We start from the raw sequence: 21,839 nt of genomic DNA, 5'->3' as shown, positions 1-21,839 counted from the left end.
GAAGAAGTAGCGACAAGGAGGGCCGACACGTGAGCGCACCGCTGCACGAACAGCTCTACGAGCGGATGCTGTCGCGCATCCGCTCCGGCGAATGGCCCGAGGGGGAGCGCGTCCCCAGCGAGCAGTCGCTCATCGCCGAGTTCGGCACGTCGAGGGGGCCGATCAGACAGGCGCTCGCGACCCTGCGCGCGCAGGGAGCGGTCGACGGCGGCCGCGGCGCTCCCCCGCGGGTCAAGAGGATGGTCCCGACGCAGCCCTTCCAGACGTTCATCTCGTTCACCGAATGGGCGCTGAGCATCGGCAGCACCCCGGGCCAGCGCGTGATCGAAGCCGCCCGCCGTCCGGCGTCGGACGACATCGCCGCCGGGCTCGGCATCGGACAGGGGGATCCGGTGGTCGAGATCGTGCGCCTCCGTCTGCTCGACGACGCCCCCGCCATGCTCGAGCGCTCCGCCTTCCCCCTCGACGTGGGCCGAGTGCTGCTCGCGGCGGATCTCGACACCGGGAGCATCTACCAGACAATGACGGCGCATGGCCTCGCCCCCACGCGCGCCCGCCATCTCTTCGACGCGGTCGCCGCCGATCCGCTCGACGCCGAGGTCCTCGCCGTCCCGCTCGGCAGCCCGCTCCTGCGCGTGCGCCGCATGGCCTGGGCCGAGGACGGAGCGCTCGTCGAGACCGCCGACGACCGCTACCTGCCGACGATGGCGACCTTCGCCGTCGAGAACACGTCGGACTCCCGCTCCGCTCTCACGAGGGAGACCGGTCGGCGCTGAGCCTCACGCCCTGAGGGGTGGTGCCGGCGTCGAGCGGGCGCAGCGAGACGAAACGTCCGCACGCCCTACGGCATCAGGCGCGCCAGCATCCCTCCATGTGGTCGTCGACCATTCCCGCGGACTGCATCAGGGCGTACATCGTCGTCGGTCCCACGAAGCGGAATCCTCGTCGCCGCAGCTCCTTGCTCATCGCGGTCGACTCGGCGGTCACGGCGGCGACGTCGGCCATGCTGCGCGGACGGATGCCGGAGGCCGGAGGCGCGAACGACCACATCAGGGCGTCGAGCTCGCCATCGGCCATGTCCCGCACGAGCCGCGCGTTGCCGATCGTGGCCTCGATCTTCGCCCGGTTGCGGATGATGCCTGCATCCGCCATCAGCCGCTCGACGTCTCCCTCATCGAACTCGGCGACGGCCTCGGGCTCGAAGCCGGCGAACACCTCGCGGAACCTCGGACGCTTGCGCAGGATCGTGATCCACGACAGACCAGCCTGGAAGCCCTCCAGCGCCATCTTCTCGAAGAGCGCCCTGTCGCCGCGGAGCGGGGTGCCCCACTCCTCGTCGTGATACCGGCGGTATTCGGCGTCGTCACCGACCCAGGCGCAGCGGTCGAGTGCGTCGGGTCCTGCGATGAGGGAGGTCATGCTCCCAGGCTATCCGCGGCGACGGACACCGCCGGCTCTCAGCGCGCGAGGTAGGCGTCGTAGGGGTCGAGGAGGGGCTGCGACCGCGGATCGGCCACCGCGGCGGCTCCGACGGCGCACGCCACGGAGAGCGCTTCGGCGGCGGATGCCCCGGAGGCGAGGCCGATCGTCAGCGCGGCGCAGAACGCATCACCCGCGCCGACCGTGTTCTCCACCGTCGTCTTCACGGCAGGGGCCGCGGCGACTTCGACACCGCCCTCGAACAGCTTCGCCCCGTCGCCGCCGTAGGTGACGGCGACCCGAGCGGCCGTGCGGAGGGCGGGGATGAGGGCGTACTCCGTCTCGTTGACGATGATGAGGTCCGCGCGTCGCAGCACTGCGTCCGGCAGTTCGCGGGCCGGCGCCGCGTTCACCGCGAGGTATCCGCGCGCCCGCGCGGCCAGCTCGACCACGAGGTCCATGGAGATCTCCAGCTGCGCGAGCACCGCCTCGCCCTCGGCGAACTCGACGCCGTCGAGGGAGACCTCCCCGTTGGCGCCTTCGCACACGGCGATCTGGTTCTCCCCCTCGCGGTCGACGACGATGAGGGCGACGCCGGTCGGCTCCGTGCCCGCCTGCAGACCGGAGGTGTCGACGCCCGCGGCATCGAGCTCGGCGCGCATCCACGCTCCGTCGGCGTCGGGTCCGACCGCGCCGATCATGCGCACCGCGGCGCCCAGCCGCGCGGCTGCGGCGGCCTGGTTGGCGCCCTTGCCTCCGGCTTCGCGGACCAGGCGGCCTCCGCCCACGGTCTCACCCGCCTGCGGAAGACGCTCTGCGCGTGCGGTGAGGTCGACGTTGATGCTTCCGACGACGGTGAGGGGAAGGGGACTCTGCACGGGGGCTCGCAATCAGGACGTGGTCTGGACGACGGAGAGATGACCGACTCGGGAGGAGACGATGCACTTGGCGAGGTACACGGGGGCTCCCCCCGTGGTAACGGTCTGGGTGAGGATGAGCACCGGCTCGGCGGCGCCGAGGCCGAGGAGCGACCCGCGCGATGCGCCGACCACGTTGACGGTGATCTCGCAGACCGCGGAGTCGAAGACGACGTCGGTCCGCTCGCGCAGCGCTGCCAGGATGCTCGACGGTGAGGTCGCCGCCTCCTCCAGCGCGTCGGCGATCGGCCGGCTGATGTCGCTGAGGTAGCGGCCGGCGGGCAGGTGCTCCTGCAGGATCGCGACCGGCTCGCCGCGCCGCTCGACGACGGCCTCGCGGAACCACGTGTTCGCGGCGGGGTCGAGCGCGAGCTTGCTGGAGGTGAAGTCGGTGGTGGACTGCAGGTCGAAGCTGAGCATGCGCACGACCACGTCGTCGTCGCCGTCGGAGAGCGCCTGCTCCAGCGGCCGCAGCTCCTCGAGCCCCACGCGCGGCAGGTCGTCGGCGACGAATCGGCCGATGCCTCGGCGCGTGATGATGAGCCCGTCCTCTTCGAGGAGCATCAGCGCCTCGCGGACCACGGTGCGGCTGACGCCCAGCGCGACGCCCAGCTCGGTCTCCCGCGGCAGGGCGGAGCCGAGCTCGAAGATGCCGGAGCGGATGCCGTCGGCGATGCGCGAGTAGACGGCGACGCGCAGCGGCTGCCCGACGGTGCTCGTCAGACTCCGTCCGAGGAACTGCTCGATCCCGTTCGTCATCCTGTCGCTCCTTCCGTCGCCGCTCCGGCGCGAGCGTCCTCCGTATTCAAGCACGGGACACCTCGTGTTGACCATGTTAGACCGGAGAGGTATAACATCATACAAGCCGCACCCGACGGCACCCATGACGAAGGAGTCTCCGTGCACACCCACGCCCCCACCGCCTCCCCCGGCGCACCCGTCCGCGAGCCCGTCCGCGGTGCGCGCGCCGTCGGGCTGGTCGCCACCCTGATCCTCGGCGTGCTCTCGTATCAGCTGAACGCGAGCATGATCACGCCCGCCCTGCCCGACATCGCCGCACAGCTGGGCGAGGACATCGGGCGCGTGTCGCAGGTGTCCTCCCTGTTCTTCGTCGCCGGCGCCGTCGGCGGCGTCGTCCTCGGACGCTGGAGCGACTTCATCGGGCGCAAGCGCGCCCTGTTCATCGTGCTCGGCATCCTGTCTCTCGGCACGCTCCTGTGCATCTTCGCGCCGAACCTCACCGTGCTGCTCATCGGACGTGTCCTCCAAGGCGCATCGAGTGCCGCGTTCCAACTCGCCTACGTGATCCTCAGCGAATCGCTGAGCGCCAAGGTCTTCGGCACGACCCTCGGCATCATCACCGCCGTCAACGGCGGGGTCGGCGGCGTCGACGGCTACATCGGCGGCCTGCTGAGCGAGGCCTTCGGCTTCCGCTCGATCTTCGTCGTCATCTTCATCGTCGGCCTCATCGCGATCGTCTGCGTGGCCAGGGTGATCCCGGCCACGCAGGTCAGCGCGTCGAGCGGAAAGATGGACTGGTGGGGAGCTGCCGTACTGTCGATCGCGCTGATCTGCGTGACGTACTTCGTGTCCTCCGGACCGAGCGCGGGGTGGCTGGCCCCGGTCACCCTCCTGTTCCTGGCGGGCGCCGTCGCCTCCCTCGTGGCGTTCTGGGTGGTCGAGAAGAGGCGTGCGACCCCGCTGATCGCCGTCGAGCACCTGCGCTCCCGCCAGGTGTGGCCGGTGCTCGCGACGACCGTGCTGACCCTGTCGAGCGTCTTCGCCGTCATCAACTTCACCGTGGTGCTGCTCAGCCAGGACGGCACCCACGGATTCGGCCTCGACGCCGCCACCGCGGCTCTGCTCTTCCTCGCCCCGCCCGCGCTGATCGGCGTCTTCGCCGCGCCGATGTCGGGCTGGCTCGCCGGGCGCCGCGGATGGATCCCCGTCCTGCGCGTGGGCATGATCGCCTGTCTCGTCCTGCTGGTCGTCATCGCCCTGCTCCCCCAGAGCTTCTGGGTGGTGTTCGCCATGATCGCGCTCCTCGGCATCACGTACAACGGCATCGTGCTGACCACGATCAACGGCCTGGGCGTCGTGCAGTCGCCCGCGGAGGCGCCGGCGGCGCTCCCCGGCCTGAACGGCAGCGCCTTCGGCATCGGCGCCGGTCTCGGCATCGGCATCGTCGCCCCCTTCGCCGCGCAGGGCACCCCCGGCGGCTACGTCACGGCGCTGTGGATCTCCGTCGGCATCACCGCTCTGGCCCTCATCACCAGCTTCCTCATCCGCCCCCGCGTCCCCGTCGACGCCTCCTGACCCCTCGGGCGGCCACAGCCGCGGCCGCCCTCCCGACCACCGGAGCACTCCATGACACACGCCACCGCCCGTCCCGTCTACTTCGACTGCGACACCGGCATCGACGACTCCCTCGCCCTCGCCTACCTGCTCTCCTCACCCGAGATCGCGCTCGTCGGCGTCGGCACCGTCAGCGGCAACACCAGCTCGGCGCAGGCCGCGGTGAACACCCTCGGCCTGCTCGCCGTCGCCGGTCGCACCGACGTGCCCGTGGCCGTCGGCGCGCATGACTTCCTCACCCACCCGTACGACGGCGGCGCTCCGCACGTCCACGGCGACAACGGCATCGGCGAAGTCGTCCTCCCGCCCGCCGCACGGACGCCCGAGGACGAGGACGCCGCGCGCATGCTGATCCGGCTCTCCCACGAGCACGCCGGAGACCTCGAGGTGATCGCGGTCGGGCCGCTCACCAACCTCGCCACCGCGCTCGCTCTCGACCCGACCCTGCCCTCTCGCGTGGCGGGCGTCACGGTCATGGGCGGCGCAGCCCTCGTGCCGGGCAACATCACCCCGGTGGCGGAGGCCAACATCGGCAACGACCCGGAGGCCGCCTCTGCGACCCTCTCCGCGGGCTGGCCGGTGACCCTCGTGCCCCTGGACGTGACGATGGAGAACGTCTTCGACGAAGACGACCGCGCCGCGCTGCTCGCCTCGGACGTGCCGCTCGCCCGCACGGTCGGCGAGATGCTCGACTTCTACTTCGACTTCTACGTCGAGACCTACGGCGAGCGCAGCAGCGCACTGCACGATCCCCTCGCCGCGGCGATCGCGGTCGGCGGGATCGCCGCGATCGTCGCCCCGGCGGTGAGCGTCGTGGTCGACACCACGGCGGGTCCGGCGCGCGGGCAGACCATCTGCGACCTGCGCGGGCAGAGACGAGGCTCGGTGGATCAGCCGGGGGCGACGGTTCGCGTGGTGCTCGGAACCGATGCCCCGCTCGCTCCGCACCTGATCGCGCGGATGACCGGAGCCGGCATCCTGGTCGGCTGACCCTCGACGGAGGGGAGAGGCGTCGTCCGCTGCTCCCCTCCGGCGATCAGGCGAAGGTGGAGGCGTCGATGACGAACCGGTACCGCACGTCGGAGGCGAGCACGCGCTCGTAGGCGGTGTTGATCTCGGATGCCGGGATCACCTCGATCTCGGCGGAGATGCCGTGCTCGGCACAGAAGTCGAGCATCTCCTGCGTCTGGGCGATGCCGCCGATGTTCGACCCGGCGAGGGTCTTGTTGCCGCCGATGAGCGAGCCGATCGGCAGCCCGAGCGGTTCGCCCGGCGCCCCGACGCACACCATCGTCCCGCCGATCGCGAGCAGCCCGAGGTATGCGCGCAGGTCGATCACCGCGCTGACCGTGTTGAGGATGACGTCGAACGACCCGCGCAGCTCCTTGAAGGTCGCAGGGTCGGCGGTCGCGTAGTAGTGGTCTGCTCCGAGCCGGATGCCGTCGTCCTTCTTGCTCAGGGTCTGCGACAGCACCGTCACCTCCGCGCCGAGCGCATGCGCGAGCTGCACGCCCATGTGGCCGAGCCCGCCCATGCCGACGACGGCGACGCGGGTGCCTGGCCCCACACCCCAGCGCCGCAGCGGGGAGTACGTGGTGATGCCGGCGCAGAGCAGCGGGGCGGCCCTGTCGAGCGGGATCGCGTCGGGGATGCGCACGACGAAGCCCTCGGTCACGACGACCTGCTGCGAGTACCCGCCCTGGGTGATGGTGCCGTCGCGGTCGGTGCTGCCGTAGGTGAAGACGGCGCCCTCGCGGCAGAACTGCTCCTCGCCGCGGCGGCAGGCGGGGCACTCTCCGCACGAGTCGACGAGGCATCCGACGCCGACGCGATCACCGATCGCATGCGTCGTGACGCTCTCCCCGACCGCGGCGACGGTGCCGGCGATCTCGTGACCAGGAGCGAGCGGGTAGTGCTGCGGACCCCAGTCGCCGCGCACGGTGTGGATGTCGGAGTGGCAGATGCCCGCGAAGGCGATGTCGATCAGGATGTCGTGCGGGCCGAGATCCCGCCGTTCGATCGTGGTCCTCTCGAGCGGGGCTGCTTCGCTGGGGGCGGCGTAGGCGGTGACGCGGGTCATGGGCGCTCCTCTGTATGGCGTACTCCGCCATTCTCCCGCGTTCCGCGCCCTGCCGGACGATCGCCGTGCAGGGCGCCCGTCGGCCCGGTACCGTGGCCGGTACGACTCTGGAGGGACGTCCCATGCGCAGATCATCCATGCCTGCCCGGATCATCACCGCACTGTTCGCGGTCGTCATCGCCCCGATCGGCGCCGGGCTCCTCAGCGCCGGAGGGCGTGCGTGGTACTACACCTTCACCGCGTTCGGGGGCTTCGACCCGAGCCGACTCCTCGGCCCCGTGCTGCTGCAGGCCGTCGGCATCCTCCTGCTGCTGGCGGTCGTGGCGACAGGGTTCTGGAGCTCGGCGGGGCTGCTCACGGTCGGCGTCCTGGCGCTCGCGAGCCTCGTCTTCGCGATCTTCCCCTCTCTGCTGCTCTCGATGTATCAGTCACCGCTGCCGCAGGAGTGGGTCGACGGCATCGTCTACGGAATCCCGCTCGCCCTGTTCCTCGCGTTCGGCGCGATGGGGCTCGTGCTGCTCCTCGCGCGGCGCTCGCCCGCCCGACCCCGGATGGCGATGAACATCGTCGGACTCGTCGCGGCACCCGTGCTGCTCACCGTCGGGATCGGACTGCTCGCGTTCGGCATCAGCAGGGGGATGCTCGTCGCGCTCCAGCAGTACCGCTTCGACGTGTCGTTCGATGCGATCGCGGCGGTCCTCAGCGGCGCCGTGCTGGTCGTCGCGGGGGTGATGACGACCCGGTGGTCGCCGTTCGCTCTGCTGCTCCCCGCCGTGGTGCTGCTCGTGCTCACGCCGCTCTCGCTCTCACCGGGGAGCGGATTCCAGGACGTGCTCTTCACCCTCTCGAGGGAGATGAGCCGCTCCGTCCCGCCGCTGCTGGTGATGGGCGCCGGGGTCGCGGCAGCGCTGGCCTATGCGCTGTTCACGGCCGTGCTGCTGAGGGCACGCGCGCAGAACCGCATCCTGCCGGGGACCTACGTCGCCCCGCTCGGTGCGGACGGCTATCCCTTGAACTATCCGGCACCCGAACCCGCGGCCGCCCCTCAGCCCTACGCTCCGGGGCAGCCCTACCCGCCCGCGCCGCCTTACCAGCAGGGGCAGCCCTACCAGCCCAACCAGCAGGGGCAGCCCTACCAGCAGGGGCAGCCCTACCCTCCGACTCAGGGGCACCCGCCGACTCAGGGTTGAGGCTCACCTCTCCGGCCGGCACCGAAATCGGCGCCTCCCGTCGGAAACCACACAGGATTCCGACGCGAGGCGCCGACTAACGCATTTCGACCGAGGCGATGCCGCTCAGCGCTGCTTCTTCAGCGCCTTCTCCTGGATCGGGGCGTTGCCGGATGCCGCGAGGTCGGCGTAGTACGCACGGGCCTCGTCCTGACGGGCCTTCTCGGCCCCGCTCGCGATGGGGGCGCGCAGGTGCTCCTGCTCGTAGCCGAACGCGTCGACGAGGTCGAGCGCATACGGACGCAGGCGCGCGCACAGGCGGTCGATGTAGCTCGACACCGCGGCGGCGCGCTGCGTCGAGAGGCGGCCGTTGATGAGGTACCAGGCGAGGTGCTTCTCGATGAGCTGCAGGCCGAAGAGGTCACGCAGCCAGGTGAGGACCTTCTTGGTGCCGGCATCCGTCGCGCGGTTCACCCCGTCGGTGAACGCCTCCCACTGCAGCAGCTCGCCGTGCGCACGAGCGGCTTCGATGAGCTCGGCCTGGTTCTCGTTGAAGAGCCGCGCTCCGAGCTCCTTGTCCTTGCCCGCCGCGCGCAGGCGCCCTGCGATGTCGGCGACCATCTGCTGCACGCGGTCGGCGAGCAGCTCGTGCTGCTGCTCCTCCCGCAGGCCCTTCTCCACCGAGCGGGCCGTCGAGCCCAGGTCGGCGACGGCCTGCCCGAGCTGACGGAGACCCGCACCGTGGAACACCTTGCCCGCGGTCTGGCCGACGGCGAACTTCGCGAGGGCCGCGGCATCCTTGCCCTTGAACTGCTTCGCGTAGTCGGTGAGCAGACGCTTGCCGACCAGCTGCAGCAGGATGTTGTTGTCGCCCTCGAAGGTGACGTAGATGTCGAGGTCGGCACGGAGCCCGACGAGGCGGTTCTCGAACATGAATCCCGCTCCGCCGCACGCCTCGCGAGCCTCCTGCAGGGTGTCGAGCGCGTGCCACGTCGACAGCGGCTTGAGGGCCGCCGCCAGCGTCTCGAGGTCTTCGCGGTCGTCGGGGGTGTCGGTGCGTCCGGAGAAGACGCCGTCGAACTTCTGCAGGAACTCGTCGTGCGCGAAGATCTGCGCGTAGGTCGTCGCGAGGCGCGGCAGCAGACGGCGCTGGTGCTTGCCGTAGTCGAGAAGCACGACCTCCTGCCCGTCGGCCCCGCCGAACTGGCGACGCTCGGTCGCGTAGGTGATCGCGATCTTGAGCCCGAGAGCGGATGCCCAGGATGCGGCGCCGTCGAGCGAGACACGTCCCTGCACCAGCGTGCCGAGCATCGTGAAGAAGCGGCGGCCGGGGCTGTCGATCGCGCTGGAGTAGGTGCCGTCAGCCGCGACGTCGCCGTAGCGGTTCAGCAGGTTCGTGCGGGGGACGCGCACGTGGTCGAAGCTGAGGCGGCCGTTGTCGATGCCGTTGAGCCCGCCCTTGAGCCCGTCGTCCTCGCGGCCGATGCCCGGCAGGTCGACGCCGTCCTCCCCGCGCAGCGGCACGTAGAAGCAGTGGACGCCGTGGTTAACGCCGTTCGTGATCAGCTGCGCGAAGACCGTGGCCGCGACGCCGTGCAGGGCCGCGTTGCCCAGGTACTCCTTGGTCGCCGCACGGAACGGCGTGTGGATGACGAACTCCTCCGTCTCCGGGTCGTAGGTCGCGGTGGTGCCGACCGAGGCGACGTCGGACCCGTGGCCGATCTCCGTCATCGCGAATGCGCCGGGGATCTCGAGGCTCATGATGCCGGGCAGCCACTTGTCGTGGTGCTCGGCGGTGCCGAGCTGCAGCACGGCCGAACCGAACAGGCCCCACTGCACGCCCGACTTGATCTGGAGGCTGGGGTCGGCGACGACGAGCTCCTCGAAGCCTGCGATGTTGGCGCCGTTGTTCTCCTCGCCGCCGAGGCGCTTCGGGAACGCACGGTGCACGGCCTTGTTCTCGACGAGAAGGTGCAGCTGGCTGAGCACGCGCTCGCGGTGCTCGTCCTTGCCGAGGTCGTCCTTGCGCCAGAAGGCGGGGTCCTTGATCATCTCGCGGGCCTGGCGACGGATGTCAGCCCAGGTGCCCATCAGGAGCTCGGTGATCTGCTCCACATCGGGCTGCGGGTTCTTCACTTCGGACACGGTGGCGACGTCGACCATGGCGTTCCTCTCAAGACGTGGGGTACGTCAATGGTAGGTCTGCCACAACATCGAGAGAACTCACGTGTGACATTCACACAATCGAATGCCGCGGCATCCCCCGGTCACGTTGTGCCCTCGGCACAGTCCGGGTCAGGCCAGAGAGGATGCGGGAGGCGGAGGCGCCGTCTTGGCCGCGTTCCAGCGTCGGCGCACGCCCGTGCTCAGACGCTCCCAGGTGCGGTCGCGGATGAAGATCGAGTCGATCGCGATCATCGTCAGCGAGAACCACGGCAGACCCATCAGCACGGCGATGCCGATGTGGAAGGAGAGGATGCCGACCAGCGCGATGAGCCGCGTCGGACGCGTGAGCAGCGCGAGCGGGAACGCCACCTGCAGCAGGATGGATCCCCAGCTGAACGCCACGACCATGGGGCCCCAGGTCGTGACGAGTTCGCTCAGCACCGGCCACGTGCCGAAGCGCATGGTGTGCAGCGGGTTGTAGACCGCGTACCCCTGCTCCCACGGCGCACCCCCGGCCTTGAACAGCGCGCCGGATGCATAGACGAAGCAGACCTGTGCGGTGAGCGCCACCAGCGCGAGGTTGTGGAAAACCGTGCCGAGCAGCGCGGGCTGGCTGCCGGCGGCGAACCAGTCGCCGCTCTTCGCGCGGCGGCGGGCGTCGAGCGACCAGCGGGCGGCGGGGTCGGCGAAGAACAGCAGCAGCAGCGCGATGCGGAACATGTTGTCGCCCTGATCGCCGACCATGTCGTTGGCCTCGATGAAGCCCACCCACAGGCAGAAGAAGACCGGCAGCACGATGCGGAACCGCCAGCCGAGCACGAACAGCACGGCCAGCACGGCGAGCAGCAGGTACAGCGCCGTGTAGGCGAGATCGTTGCCCATGGCCGCGTGGAACGCGCTGAAGATCCAGATCTTCGGGAAGTCGCTGACCGGCTGAGCGAGCTCGCCGTTCCACGCGGAACCCGAGCCGAAGGTGTACAGGCGGGTGCCGAAGTTCGAGGCGAGCAGGCCGAGGGCCGTGACGCCGAACAGGATGCGGGTGACCGCGAGTCCGTAGAGGGCCTTCTTGCCGTTGAACAGCCAGTCCGAGACGAACGCCGAGATCTTGTCGACGGCCGACAGCAGCATCGCCCAGAATCCCGAGATCATCGACGCGACGAAGGTGAGCAGGCGCGCGGGGAAGGACGCCTGCGGCGCCTCGGGGGCGGATGCCGGAGCGTCCGTCTTCTTCACGGTCTTGGGCGCCTTCGGCGCCCGGGTGTCGACGCTCACTGCTGGGTCCTCTCGAACTGTGCACGGAAGACGTCGGCGAAGTTGCCGCGATTCTGTCCTTCTTCCTCGATCGGCGCGCGCCACCCGGTCGTGGAGAACGTCGGATCGGGGCGCTGGGCGTTGGGGTTGTTGCGCTCGGCGTAGGGGACCACGTTCTGCCGGCTCACCCGGTACTGCACCTTGACGACGGCATCCGCTCCCCAGATCGCGTAGGCGACCTGCGTGGCGTAGGCGGTGGCCAGGTGCTCGGCCTTCATGTACTCGACCGTTGAGGGCTTGTCGTCGCCCTCGAGCTTGTCGAACGAGCCGACCATCCAGTCCTCCCAGCCGTCCTTCGCGAAGTCGAGGGCGGCGACGGCCTGCTGCTGCTCGCTGAGGTCGTTGTACGCGTTCATCTGCCCGCTCGCGACCTCGCTGGACTGGATGCCGGCGCGCGGCGGGAAGAGGTTGTAGCGGATCATCGAGAGCTCGACGTCGGTCGCGCTGACCCAGCCGGTCTCGACCTCCTCGCCGTCCTTCTCGATGACGGCGCGGACGTTGAAGTGGTAGTCCCCGTTGATCGGCTCGGGGGCGAAGACGCTCCACGACTGGCCGAACATCGGCAGCATGTAGCTGGCGAGCACGTCCTGCGTGGGGATCTCGCGCAGCGCCGAGTACGGCGCGATCCACAGGAACGACGCGAACACGTGCCACAGGGTGAACAGGCACGCGACGAAGGCGATGAGCTTCACCCACCAGGTCGGTCGTGGTCTGGTCGCGACAGCGACGGCATCCGCCTCCGTGTCGCTCGGAGCCTGATCGGTCTTCGTGCTCATAAGAGTCCTTCTCATCACTGAAGGCCGGGGCCGCCCGATGAGGGCGACCCCGACCTGTGACAGCGTTTCTGTCTTACTCTGCTGCGGCCGTCGCGCGCTTGCGTGCGACCAGCGCCGTACCCAGACCGAACATCAGGAGCAGGGCTCCGAGAACGATCCAGCCGTTGGGCGCCGTGCCGCCGGTGGCGGCGAGGCCGGTGGCCACGACCTTGAACGTACCCGCGACGCTACCCGACTCGGGGCCGGTGAGCGTGACGGTGTGCGTGCCGAGGTCGGTGCCGGCCGGGATCGCCCACGTGAACGTGACCGTGCCCTGAGCGTTGGCCACCTGGGTGCCCAGCGCCAGCGGGTCGGAGTTCATCACGCCGGTGACGACCTCGCCCGGCTTGAAGCCCGTGCCGACAGCGGTCTGCTGCTGGCCGCGCTCCAGGACCGGCGACTTGATCGTGATGCCGAGCTTGCCCTGCGGGTTCGCGGCCGCCGAGGCGTTCGCGTTCGTCGAGGCAGACGCCTTCACATCGGCGGCAGCCGCGGCCGAGGCCTCGGTCGACGCGTTCGCGTTGGCAGCAGCGGATGCCGCAGCCGAGGCATTGGCCTGGGCCTGAGCCGAAGCGGCCTGCGAGCTGTCAGCCTCGGCCGACGACTGCGCAGCCGCAGCCGCACGGGCGTTGGTCTCGCTGGTGGCATCGGTCGATGCGTTGGTCGACGCTCCCGCCTCAGCCTGAGCCGTTGCTGCGGCCTGCGCCGCGGCGGTGGCGTTGGCCGTCGCCTTCGCGCTCGCCTTCGTGTCTGCGTTCGCCTGTGCAGCAGCGACCGCAGCAGCCTGAGCCGCCGCGTTGTTGTCGTTGTCCGCCTGGGCCGACGCAGCTGCCGATGCCGATGCGTTGGTGTTCACCTCTGCCGATGCGTTGGTGGACGCCTGCGTCTGCGCTCCCGGGTCGGTCGATGCGCTCGCCTCGGCGACCGCGTTCGCGGAGGCGTTGGTCGACGCGTTGGTGATGGCCGCAGCCTGGGATGCCGTGGATGCGTTCGTGTCCTGATCGCCCGTGACAGATCCCGACGCAGCTGCGTTGGTGGACGCATTGGCCAGAGCCGCAGCCTGAGCAGCGACCGCAGCGTTCGCATTCGCGGCCGAGGTCGCGTCCGCGGTTGCCGCCGTCGATGCGGTCGTGGTGGCCGCAGCCTTTGCAGCCGCGATCGCGTCCGAGTCAGTCGCCGCGCTCGCAGATGCGTTCGCGTCGGTCGAGGTGTACGCCGCCGCCTGAGCCGCGGCCTGAGCCACAGCCGAGCTGGACACGTCGGCGTTCGCCGAGGCGGATGCCGATGCCGCGGCGTTCGCGTTGGTCGAGGCCTCCTGCGACGCGTTGGCCGACGACGTAGCGGTCGCCGCAGCCTTCGACGAAGCCGAGGAGTTCGCGTCCGCGAGCGTCGTCGCCGCCGAATTCGACTGAGCGGATGCCTGAGCAGCAGCCGCCGCCTGAGCGTTCGCCGCCGAGGTCGAGTCCGCCGAGGCGTTGGTCGAGGCGTCTGCGGTGACCGTCGCCGCGGCCTTCGCGGCCTGGTCGGCGTTCGCCGTCGCCGCAGCCGAAGCCTGGGACGTCGCATCGGCGAGAGCCGCAGCCTGTGCCGCAGCCTGCGCTGCCGGGTCGCCGCTCGCGGTCGCGTCTGCCGACGCGGATGCCGAAGCCGCCGCGTTGGTGTTCACGTCTCCGCCGCCGCCCGCGGTGATCGAGACCGTGTCGGTCGCGACGTTCTGCGGGTCCTCGTCGTCAGCCGCGGTCAGCACGTAGTCGGTTCCGACGTCGGTGCCCGCGGGGATCGCGTAGACGGTGTTCGCCGGGAAGCTGCCGTCGGCCTCGACCGTGAACGTCACAGGCGTGCCGATCGTGTCGTTCGAGGCGTTGCGCAGCGTGAGGGTCACCGTGGATCCGGGAACCCAGTTCGCACCGACCACCGGCAGGTTGCTTCCGGCCTGAACCGGATCCTGCGCATCGACCGTCGGGTCGACCGCCGCGATCTCGGCCGCGCGCACCGTGGAGGAGGCGAGGTCGAGGTTCAGCGCACCCAGCCCTGGCAGGAGCTCGAAGCTGATGGCGTTGACCGTGAACGATTCGGCGCCGAGGACTCCCGGCTCCTCCTGCTCGTTGATCGTGATCTCGACGACCTCGTTCAGCGCGTCGAACAGCGGGCTCAGCGCGGCGACGACCGGGTTGAGGATGCCGTCGAGCGCCGGGGCGAGACCGCTGGTGACCGTGGTGAGCAGCGTGCTGATGACCGGCGTGAGCGTGGTCGTGAGCAGGTTGATCACCGGCGTCGTGACGAGCGAGAGAACGCCGCCGAGCGGAATGCCCAGCAGATCTCCGTCGACGCCGACGACCGGGCTCCCGGGAATCGCGCCCGTGAGCTGACCGAGCTTCACGTCGACGGTGATGTCGACATCGGCGTTCAGCAGGAGCGCGGTGACGTGCGCGCCGAGCTCGATGTGGAGGCTCAGGTTGTTGATCAGGTCGGTGACGACCGTCGTGACCTTGGTGGTCAGCGTCCCGAGGGCCGCGGTGACCGCGGAGGTGATCGCCGTGATCGTGGTGTCGTCGAGGACGAGCGTGTTCGGGTCGAGACCGTTGAGGTCGGTCGCCGCAGGCCCGTTGACGATCTTCGCGAGGTCGACCGAGACGAGGCCGTTCGCGAGGTTGATCGAGACGATTCCGTTGGGGTCGGCCAGCGGCTCGTTGATCAGGGTGTTCGTCGCGGCGGTGATCGCCGCGTCGAGCCCGTCGATCGCGATCGTTCCGCCGCCGATCTGCACCTGCAGGACGGCCGGAACACCGAGGTTGAGGTTGACGGCGCTGACCACGGAGTCGAGGACACCGCCGGTGCCGACGGCCGCGTCCAGCGTGTCGCCGACGCCGCCGAGGACGCCGCCGAGCGAGGTCGCGACGGTGCCGACGAGCGGGCTCGAGACGTTGAGCTCCAGGTCCGCGACCGTGTACTCCGAAGCGAAGGTCACGTCCGACGCGGTGCCCGTGGCGGTCGCGGTCGAGGCGATCGCGCCGAGCTCGATGCCGAGGTTGTCGACGACCTGATCGGTGATCCCCGCGACACCGAGCTGGTCGAGCACGTCGGTCAGGTTCAGCTTCGCGTTGCCGTAGGCGCCGGGGTTGTTGATGTCGGTGGCGATCGTGCCGTCCTGGCTGATCGCACCGGCGCTGGCCGTCGAGGTGTTCGCCGTGGGCGACCCCGCGTACGAGTTGAGCACGCCGAGTTGACCGAGGTCGAGGAGGCCTGCGCCACCCGGACCCGAGATCAGCGGAAGCTGGAGGCCGCCGCCGAGATCGACGGTCAGCCCCTGGAGCAGAGTGACGTTGAGCGGAGTGATCTCCGGCCCGATGTCGCTCGGATTCCCGCTGACGGCCTGCGAGACATCGAGGATGTCTCCGCCGAGCAGCTCGGTGCGGATGATCTGGCCGAGTGCCTCGGAATCATCGCTCGGTGCGGCAGTGGCGCCCATGGGCACCAGCGCGCTGGTGAGGATGACAGCGCCCGCGGTTGCCGCGGCGATGCCCCCTCCGATTGCCCTGCGTCTCCGCAGGGTCTTCCCCTCAATGTTCTTCATTCGCCTCTCCCGTGTGATGCAGAACTTCGTTCGCGTCACAAGGCCCTCCCCAGGTATCGACATCGAGTCGACAGAGCGCATGCCATGTCAGTATTCCGGTACACCTCACCGAATGTCCAGCGGATCCACAGAAAACTTCAGAAGTGAAGGATTGTGACGGGGATGCCGTATGGTTCTCGTCCACGCGTTCGCGAGCGCTGTTCCCCCTCCGGAGCAGCGTCGTCATGCAAACACCTCAGGAGGCAACGATGACTCGCGTTTCTGACCATGACGCTCCAGGTCTCGTCGAGCACCTCGAATGCGCTCTGGGCCCGATTCGAACCGGCTGGACGGTCGCCCCCGATGGCGCGAAGACACCGTTCCAGATCGTCCGCTTCGCGGGCGGCTCGGGCGCCGGCTCCGTCGCCTACTCCACTCTCGGGCTGAGCAGGCGAGTGCTGCCGTCGCCCACCTCCGACCTCCGCATTCGACAGGAGCTGCTGATGCTCGCTCCTGATGCGCTCGAGCCCGACGACGTCGCATCCTTGCTCCTCCAGGTCGGCGAGATGGCGATCCGAATGGGGCGGGCGCTGCTGCGAGGCGACGTGATCGGCCCCGCAGGTGCGCTCGTCCCCGGGTCTGACCTGACCGCGCTGTACGTCACGATGCCGACGTACTTCCCTGACGAGTTCGCGACGTACTCCGACGACGACGGCACAATCGTCATCGCCTGGCTGGTACCGATCACCGACAGCGAAGCGGACTACGTGTCGAACCACGGCTGGGACGCCTTCGAAGACAGACTGAGCGAACAGGATCCCGATCTGGTCGACTTCCACCGCACGGCGATGACGCTGTGACGACCGATGGAGCGGCCACGACACGAGGATGACGAGAGGACAGTGCAAGCGTGATGCTCCGGCAGGTGCAGGTGTCATGATCGGCGTTCGCTCGAGGAACGCAGACCTCTCTCCGGCGCAGGCATGGTCGCAGGCCTCCCTGGAACAAGGGTCCGCGTTGGCCGAGTTCGTCAGCCAACGGCTGCCGACGGCCACGAGCGCGTTCGCCATCGTGTCGGATGCCGACATGACGCCGGTGCTCGACGACCACTCCCGATCTATCGACCACCACGTCGTGGATCATCTCCTCGGCGAACACCTGCATCACCAGGCGTCGACCGGGGCAGCAGTCCTCGTGGTCGAAGACGACCTGGCACGCGAGGGCGATCCTGGGCTCGCGGATGTCGTGTTCGTGGAAGATCGCGTGATCCGCTGGAGAGAACTGCAGAGGGAACCTTCGCAGCTCGTACGGCTGATCAGACGGGGCGCGTCAGGGTATCCGTTGAACGCCTACGTGTGCGACGAAGCCGCAAGAACGATCCTCCGACGAGCGGATCGCTCTCTTACCGTCGAAGGCGCCGCCTCTCTGGCCAGCACCGTTCGCGCGGTCATCCACTCGATCTACGATGCTGAAAGCTATCTCGTCATCAGCCTCGGCATGCCCACCCGACGGAACACGTCATCGGAGCCCCTCAGGTGACGGTGAGGATCGCGGCGCATCCGAATCCTGTGCATCGCCCTCGCCAGAGTGTCATGCTGAGGGCGGCTGTCGATGACGTCGGCCCTGGCGAGAGCTTCGAGCAGCTCTGGACCAGGCGCGTGGGCGACGACCTCTTCGAGATCTGCTGCATCCCGTTCTTCGCCTACGACCTCGCACTCGGTGATGTCGTCCGGGCGGACTCGGAGTCCGGCTTCGTCATCCGCTCCGTGGCGCGACGATCGGGCAACGGAGTCGCTCGGGTGGCGATCGTGCGGTCCGAAGACGTCGAGGCCGTGCACTCGCGTCTTCACGACCTGATCGCCCGAACGGAGTACCTCTGCGAGTGGTTCGCTCCCGGCTACGTCGCAATCGACCTTGAGCCGGGGCGTTCTCATGACGAGCTCTTCGAGGAGCTCGGCTGGCTCGGCGACGCTGTCGAAGTCGAGCGCATCCTGATCTGACGAACGACTCAGCTGTCGCCGCGCGGCACGGCTACCAGCCCCGTCGTCGACACGGGAGGCGCTGCATCCGATTCCGTGGCCAGCTGCGCCCTGAGTTTCGTCCTCGCGCGGCTCAGGGCGGTGTTCACCGCGGCCTGCGAACAGCCCAGCCGCACGGCGACCTCACCGGCCGACAGCCTCTCGCTGTAGATCAGCTCGACGATGCTGCGCTCCCGCTGATTCAGCGTGGCGACGGCCTGTCGCACGGCGAGGTGATCGAGCACGTCGGCCCGACCCGCACCGGGCACCGACATCAGCCCGATCGCATCGAACAACCGCGCTCGCGCCTTCGCCCCTCGCTCATGGTCGCGCAGCTTGTTGTCTGCGACCTTCAGCAGCCAGGCGAGGCGGAACGGCCGCTTCGGGTCGAACTTGACCCAGGCCAGCATGAACACGTCTCCGAGGACGTCATCGACGTCGTCGTCATTCGACAGGCCTCGTTCGAGGTATCGGCGCACCGTGGTCCGATGCTCCGCGAAGAGCGCAGCGAACTCCTCGCGCGCCGACGCGATCGCCGCGTCACGGCGCTTCTCACGCGCTGACAAGCCCCCTCCGATCACTCCTTGCCAGCCGCAGACCAATCCGAGCCCGACGATCCGTCGACTCGGCTTCCCCCCTACAGCAGTGCTAAGGAGATAGTAACGCGCCGAGATGGCCCGGATGACGGGTGTGCCGTCGCCCCTGCCCACCTTTCCCGCCGTGCACAATCGAGCTCCTCGCAGCCGCTCGACACCTCGAAGCGCAGCGTGGTGAGGCCTCGCGACACGCCCCCACCCAGACGAAGAGACGCCCCGCGGGCCGAAGCCGGCGGGGCGTCTCTTCGTGCACGATTACAGGGACAGACCGTGCCCGAAACGGAACAGCGGGTCCGCCGTGTCGAACGGGACGTCGGGCCGCGACGCCTCGACAGCGGCCATCGAGCTCGGCACGTCGAACGGCAGCTTCCCCGTCGCGGGAACGGCGCCCGTGAGCACGTCGAGCAGCGCCTCGGCGCCCGCGCCCCAGTTCGCGACGACAGCGCCTGCGGCATTCACGATCGGTCCGAGGATGGCGGGGCGGTCGAGGAACACATCGACGATGGTCGGGACGGATGCCGCGACCTCGGCGACGTGGGCGATGACGTCCTCCGGGAAGTCGAGCGAGCCCGCGTGGAAGAAGTTCTCGAACATCGAGGCGCGCTGCTCGTACGGGGCCTGCAGACGCAGGATCGCGGCATCCGCCTCCGCGGGCGTCGCGACGACCTCGCCGTAGCGCGCCGCCGCCTCGGGCGCGATGCCCTCGACGTAGAGCTTCAGCCCCGTCCGCAGCGGAAGCACCCCGTCATTCGACAGCACCGCGACCGAGGCGCGCTGCGCCTGCTCGCCCGCCGCGCGGAACTCCGCGGAGCCGACGATGGCGTCCGCGGCATCCACGTCGACATAGGGGTCCTCGAAGAGCCCGAGCTCGAACTTCTCGCGCAGCAGGCGACGCGCGGAGACGTCGAGACGAGCCTCCGCGACCTCTCCCGAGCGCACGAGGCCGATCAGCAGCTCCGTCTCGTTCTCGCCCCCGAACTGGTCGGCGCCGGCGTCGAGGATCTTCACCATGCGCTCGGCGGGGGTGAGGTGCTCGACGCCCCAGGCGCGCGCGGCGAAGTCCGTGCCCATGATCGGCTGGTCGGTGACCAGACCCCAGTCGGTGCAGACGATGCCGTCGAATCCGAACCGCTCGCGGAGCAGCCCCGTGAGCACGCCCTTGTTGAAGCCGAAGCCGACCTCCTCATACTGCGTGCCGACCGGCATGCCGTAGTAGGGCATGATCTGGCGACCGCCGGCGGCGAAGATGTCCTCGAACGGAAGGAGGTGGTGCTCGAAGTTGTCGCCGGGGTAGACCTGCTCGCGCCCGTAGTCGAAGTGCGGGTCCTCGCCGTCCTTCTGCGGACCGCCCCCGGGGAAGTGCTTGGTCATCGTGGAGACCGAGCCGGGGCCGAACGATTCGCCCTGGAAGCCGCGCACGTAGGCCGCCCCGAGCTCACCGGCGAGGGCGGCATCCTCGCCGAAGGTCTGCAGCTGCCGGGCCCAGCGCGACTCGGTAGCGAGGTCGACCTGCGGGTGCAGAGCGACGCGGATGCCGACCGCCGTGTACTCCTGGCGGGCGATGTCACCGAAGCGCTCGACGAGCGCGGCGTCACGCGTGGCCGCCAGACCGAGAGGCTCCGGCCACTGCGAGAAGGGCCCCGCGAACATCGTCGCGCCGGGGTTGTCGCTGAACGAGTGCCGCGGGTCGGTCGAGATCGACACGGGGATGCCGAGGCGAGTGGATGCCGCGAGCTCCTGCAGCCTGTTGTGCCAGGCGGCGATGTCGCTCGCCTTCGGCGCGACGCCGAGCAGGTTGAAATGGTTCATGTGGTGGCCGACCACGTACTCGCGGTTCGAGGGGATGCCGAAGTTCGCGTCGCCCTCGGAGAGCTCACCGCCCTCGCCCATCACGATCATGGTCTGGAAGAAGAGCCCGGCCTTCTCCTCGAGGGTCATCTCGGAGAGCAGCAGCTCGACGCGCTCGTCGACGGGCAGATCGGCGTCGAGCCAGGGGCGTTCGTTCCGTTCGGACATCGTCACTTGACTCCCTTGATGCGGTAGACGAGCACGGCGCCTGCGAGCGCGACGACCGCGCCGAACAGGTACCAGGTGGGATAGCCGCCGAGCGGGGTCGCGGCACCCAGGGCGATGATGCCGGGGGCGACGGCGGGGGCGATCGACTGCGGAAGGGCGTTGGCGATGTTCAGCACGCCGAGGTCCTTCGCGACGTCGTCCGGGTTCGGCAGCACCTCGGTGGCGAGGGCGAGGTCGACCGAGAAGAACGAGCCGGCGCCGAGGCCGATGATGGCCTGGCCGATGATCACGACCGGGATGCTGGGGGCGATCGCGAGGATCACGAGACCGACGACCATGATCACGCCGGCGACGGCGACGAACGGGCGTCGCTTGCCGATCTTGTCGGAGAGGAACCCGCCGAGGGGCGAGGACACGGCCATGGCCGCCATCGAGGCGAGGTTGGCGGCGAGGATGATGCCGACGGCGCCCTGCTCGTCGAGGCCGAACTTGGTGACGAGGTAGAGCGGCAGGAAGGTCGCGATGCCCGCGTAGCCGAACATCACCATGAACTTGGTCAGCCACGTCCAGCCGAAGTCGGGGTGCTTGCGCGGGTTGAAGACGAAGGAGCCGAAGAACATGCCGATCGTGAAGCGCTCGGCGGGCTTCTCGGTGAGCACGCGGTCCTTGAGGATGGCCACGAAGACGATGGCGAGGATCAGGCTGATCACGCCCGGGACCACGAAGCGCTCGAAGTCGCCGGGGAGGAAGTTCACCAGGAAGCTGCCGGCGAGGATGCCGATCGGGGTGGTGATGCCGACGAGACCGGAGACCTTGCCGCGGCTGGAGACGGGCACCTGGTCGGGCAGGGTGGCGTTCGCTGCGGCGAGGACCGCGTTCATCGAGGTCTGCACCAGGCACCAGGCGAGCAGCACCATCCACACCGACGACGCGGCGCCGATGAGGGCGAACCCGCCGAGACCGACGATCGAACCGCCGAGGATCCACGGACGACGCATCCCCCAGCGCGAGGTGGTGCGGTCGGAGAGGCGCCCGACGAGCGGGTTGGCGACGAGGGCGAATGCGGCGCCGACGCCCATCACGAGGCCGAGGCTCCCCTCGGTGTTGGTCGGGTCGAGGTGCTGGACCTTGAAGGCCATCGAGACCATGACCGGGGTGAGCAGGGCGAGGTAGACGCCGAAGTTCACCGCGGCGAGACCGGGCGTATAGCCGCGGGGGGTCTTCTCGGGGGTGGTTCCGGGGAGCTTGAAGCCGGTGGTTCCGGCGGCTGCGGCGTTCGCAGCCGATGACAGCTCTGTCATGGGAGATCCTTTCGGGCAAGGTTCCGCCGGTCTTCCGCGATCGGCGCGGACTCGACGATACACGAATCTCGACCGTTTGGTAAGTGAATCTCGACCGATTGGTAATGAGCGAGGATAGAGTGT

At 69.3% G+C, this 21,839-nt stretch carries 18 protein-coding genes; 7 read left to right on the top strand and 11 right to left on the bottom strand.

Annotation, left to right across the window (positions count from 1 at the left end; all coding sequences use genetic code 11):
• Positions 1–29 precede the first annotated feature (29 nt).
• On the top strand, positions 30–776 hold the full coding sequence (locus CQ047_RS07555) for a GntR family transcriptional regulator (RefSeq protein WP_258132523.1): 747 nt from the start codon (positions 30–32) through the stop codon (positions 774–776).
• A gap of 73 nt (positions 777–849) precedes the next feature.
• On the opposite strand, the gene CQ047_RS07550 is transcribed toward CQ047_RS07555, so the two are convergent.
• Genes CQ047_RS07550 through CQ047_RS07540 form a run of 3 tightly spaced genes read right to left on the bottom strand, consistent with a single transcriptional unit; the run spans position 850 to position 3,095 of the window.
• Positions 850–1,419, bottom strand: coding sequence for a DNA-3-methyladenine glycosylase I (locus CQ047_RS07550; RefSeq protein ID WP_105673851.1), 570 nt, complete (start codon positions 1,417–1,419; stop codon positions 850–852).
• 38 nt (positions 1,420–1,457) lie between these two features.
• Positions 1,458–2,297 carry a PfkB family carbohydrate kinase gene (locus CQ047_RS07545; RefSeq protein ID WP_105673849.1) on the bottom strand — a complete coding sequence of 280 codons (840 nt, stop codon included), beginning with the start codon at positions 2,295–2,297 and terminating at the stop codon, positions 1,458–1,460.
• A 12-nt stretch (positions 2,298–2,309) separates the two neighbouring features.
• On the bottom strand, positions 2,310–3,095 hold the full coding sequence (locus CQ047_RS07540) for a GntR family transcriptional regulator (RefSeq protein ID WP_105673847.1): 786 nt from the start codon (positions 3,093–3,095) through the stop codon (positions 2,310–2,312).
• Positions 3,096–3,236: 141 nt separating this feature from the next.
• Between CQ047_RS07540 and CQ047_RS07535 the strand changes: the two genes are divergently transcribed.
• The gene (locus CQ047_RS07535; RefSeq protein ID WP_258132522.1) at positions 3,237–4,652 is read left to right on the top strand and encodes an MFS transporter; all 1,416 of its coding nucleotides are present in this window, start codon (positions 3,237–3,239) and stop codon (positions 4,650–4,652) included.
• 51 nt (positions 4,653–4,703) lie between these two features.
• Positions 4,704–5,681 carry a nucleoside hydrolase gene (locus CQ047_RS07530; protein ID WP_105673845.1) on the top strand — a complete coding sequence of 326 codons (978 nt, stop codon included), beginning with the start codon at positions 4,704–4,706 and terminating at the stop codon, positions 5,679–5,681.
• A gap of 46 nt (positions 5,682–5,727) precedes the next feature.
• On the opposite strand, the gene CQ047_RS07525 is transcribed toward CQ047_RS07530, so the two are convergent.
• Positions 5,728–6,771 (bottom strand): NAD(P)-dependent alcohol dehydrogenase, encoded by a 1,044-nt coding sequence (locus tag CQ047_RS07525; RefSeq protein WP_105673843.1) that lies wholly within the window; start codon positions 6,769–6,771, stop codon positions 5,728–5,730.
• Positions 6,772–6,893: 122 nt separating this feature from the next.
• On the opposite strand from CQ047_RS07525, the gene CQ047_RS18835 reads away from it, so the two are divergent.
• Positions 6,894–7,961, top strand: a complete 1,068-nt coding sequence (locus tag CQ047_RS18835; RefSeq protein ID WP_181155867.1) for a hypothetical protein — start codon at positions 6,894–6,896, stop codon at positions 7,959–7,961.
• A gap of 105 nt (positions 7,962–8,066) precedes the next feature.
• On the opposite strand, the gene CQ047_RS07515 is transcribed toward CQ047_RS18835, so the two are convergent.
• From CQ047_RS07515 to CQ047_RS07500, 4 genes are all read right to left on the bottom strand, one after another.
• Positions 8,067–10,103, bottom strand: coding sequence for an acyl-CoA dehydrogenase (locus tag CQ047_RS07515; RefSeq protein WP_105673839.1), 2,037 nt, complete (start codon positions 10,101–10,103; stop codon positions 8,067–8,069).
• 132 nt (positions 10,104–10,235) lie between these two features.
• Entirely contained in the window at positions 10,236–11,378 is a 1,143-nt protein-coding gene (locus tag CQ047_RS07510; RefSeq protein WP_105673837.1) for an HTTM domain-containing protein, read from the bottom strand.
• Positions 11,375–12,193, bottom strand: a complete 819-nt coding sequence (locus CQ047_RS07505) for a DUF5819 family protein (protein ID WP_105673834.1) — start codon at positions 12,191–12,193, stop codon at positions 11,375–11,377. The genes CQ047_RS07510 and CQ047_RS07505 overlap by 4 nt, the downstream gene beginning before the upstream one ends.
• 73 nt (positions 12,194–12,266) lie before the next feature.
• Positions 12,267–15,806 carry a choice-of-anchor G family protein gene (locus CQ047_RS07500; RefSeq protein ID WP_105673832.1) on the bottom strand — a complete coding sequence of 1,180 codons (3,540 nt, stop codon included), beginning with the start codon at positions 15,804–15,806 and terminating at the stop codon, positions 12,267–12,269.
• A 248-nt stretch (positions 15,807–16,054) separates the two neighbouring features.
• Here CQ047_RS07500 and CQ047_RS07495 point away from each other — a divergent pair, with 248 nt between their 5' ends.
• The 3 genes from CQ047_RS07495 to CQ047_RS07485 all read left to right on the top strand — a co-directional run bounded on the left by CQ047_RS07495 (position 16,055) and on the right by CQ047_RS07485 (position 17,785).
• Positions 16,055–16,645: a suppressor of fused domain protein gene (locus CQ047_RS07495; RefSeq protein WP_181155866.1), complete on the top strand. Its 591-nt coding sequence runs from the start codon at positions 16,055–16,057 to the stop codon at positions 16,643–16,645.
• A gap of 157 nt (positions 16,646–16,802) precedes the next feature.
• Complete coding sequence (locus CQ047_RS07490) at positions 16,803–17,324, top strand: hypothetical protein (RefSeq protein ID WP_181155865.1); 522 nt, start codon at positions 16,803–16,805, stop codon at positions 17,322–17,324.
• A 53-nt stretch (positions 17,325–17,377) separates the two neighbouring features.
• The gene (locus tag CQ047_RS07485) at positions 17,378–17,785 is read left to right on the top strand and encodes a DUF4265 domain-containing protein (protein WP_105673826.1); all 408 of its coding nucleotides are present in this window, start codon (positions 17,378–17,380) and stop codon (positions 17,783–17,785) included.
• A gap of 8 nt (positions 17,786–17,793) precedes the next feature.
• On the opposite strand, the gene CQ047_RS07480 is transcribed toward CQ047_RS07485, so the two are convergent.
• The 3 genes from CQ047_RS07480 to CQ047_RS07470 all read right to left on the bottom strand — a co-directional run bounded on the left by CQ047_RS07480 (position 17,794) and on the right by CQ047_RS07470 (position 21,716).
• A complete protein-coding gene (locus CQ047_RS07480) occupies positions 17,794–18,369 on the bottom strand; it encodes an RNA polymerase sigma factor (protein ID WP_181155864.1) in 576 nt (191 codons plus the stop codon).
• A gap of 285 nt (positions 18,370–18,654) precedes the next feature.
• Positions 18,655–20,415 (bottom strand): glycoside hydrolase family 3 protein, encoded by a 1,761-nt coding sequence (locus tag CQ047_RS07475; protein WP_105673822.1) that lies wholly within the window; start codon positions 20,413–20,415, stop codon positions 18,655–18,657.
• A 2-nt stretch (positions 20,416–20,417) separates the two neighbouring features.
• Positions 20,418–21,716 (bottom strand): MFS transporter, encoded by a 1,299-nt coding sequence (locus CQ047_RS07470; RefSeq protein WP_105673820.1) that lies wholly within the window; start codon positions 21,714–21,716, stop codon positions 20,418–20,420.
• Positions 21,717–21,839 lie beyond the last annotated feature (123 nt).

This window comes from Microbacterium sp. MYb72 (genome assembly GCF_002979415.1).
Taxonomy (GTDB): Bacteria; Actinomycetota; Actinomycetes; order Actinomycetales; family Microbacteriaceae; genus Microbacterium; species Microbacterium natoriense.
The sequence above is the reverse complement of the archived record's forward strand: the minus strand, read 5'-3'. Positions and strand labels throughout refer to the sequence as shown.

What these genes read in the sequence shown, in the direction of transcription:
- CQ047_RS07530 (WP_105673845.1), top strand. Translation starts at nt 4,704, where the DNA reads ATGACACACGCCACCGCCCGTCCCGTCTACTTCGACTGCGACACCGGC.
- CQ047_RS07540 (WP_105673847.1), bottom strand. Translation starts at nt 3,095, where the DNA reads ATGACGAACGGGATCGAGCAGTTCCTCGGACGGAGTCTGACGAGCACC.
- CQ047_RS07500 (WP_105673832.1), bottom strand. Translation starts at nt 15,806, where the DNA reads ATGAAGAACATTGAGGGGAAGACCCTGCGGAGACGCAGGGCAATCGGA.
- CQ047_RS07550 (WP_105673851.1), bottom strand. Translation starts at nt 1,419, where the DNA reads ATGACCTCCCTCATCGCAGGACCCGACGCACTCGACCGCTGCGCCTGG.
- CQ047_RS07525 (WP_105673843.1), bottom strand. Translation starts at nt 6,771, where the DNA reads ATGACCCGCGTCACCGCCTACGCCGCCCCCAGCGAAGCAGCCCCGCTC.
- CQ047_RS07485 (WP_105673826.1), top strand. Translation starts at nt 17,378, where the DNA reads ATGCTGAGGGCGGCTGTCGATGACGTCGGCCCTGGCGAGAGCTTCGAG.
- CQ047_RS07515 (WP_105673839.1), bottom strand. Translation starts at nt 10,103, where the DNA reads ATGGTCGACGTCGCCACCGTGTCCGAAGTGAAGAACCCGCAGCCCGAT.
- CQ047_RS07470 (WP_105673820.1), bottom strand. Translation starts at nt 21,716, where the DNA reads ATGACAGAGCTGTCATCGGCTGCGAACGCCGCAGCCGCCGGAACCACC.
- CQ047_RS18835 (WP_181155867.1), top strand. Translation starts at nt 6,894, where the DNA reads ATGCGCAGATCATCCATGCCTGCCCGGATCATCACCGCACTGTTCGCG.
- CQ047_RS07495 (WP_181155866.1), top strand. Translation starts at nt 16,055, where the DNA reads ATGACTCGCGTTTCTGACCATGACGCTCCAGGTCTCGTCGAGCACCTC.
- CQ047_RS07475 (WP_105673822.1), bottom strand. Translation starts at nt 20,415, where the DNA reads ATGTCCGAACGGAACGAACGCCCCTGGCTCGACGCCGATCTGCCCGTC.
- CQ047_RS07505 (WP_105673834.1), bottom strand. Translation starts at nt 12,193, where the DNA reads ATGAGCACGAAGACCGATCAGGCTCCGAGCGACACGGAGGCGGATGCC.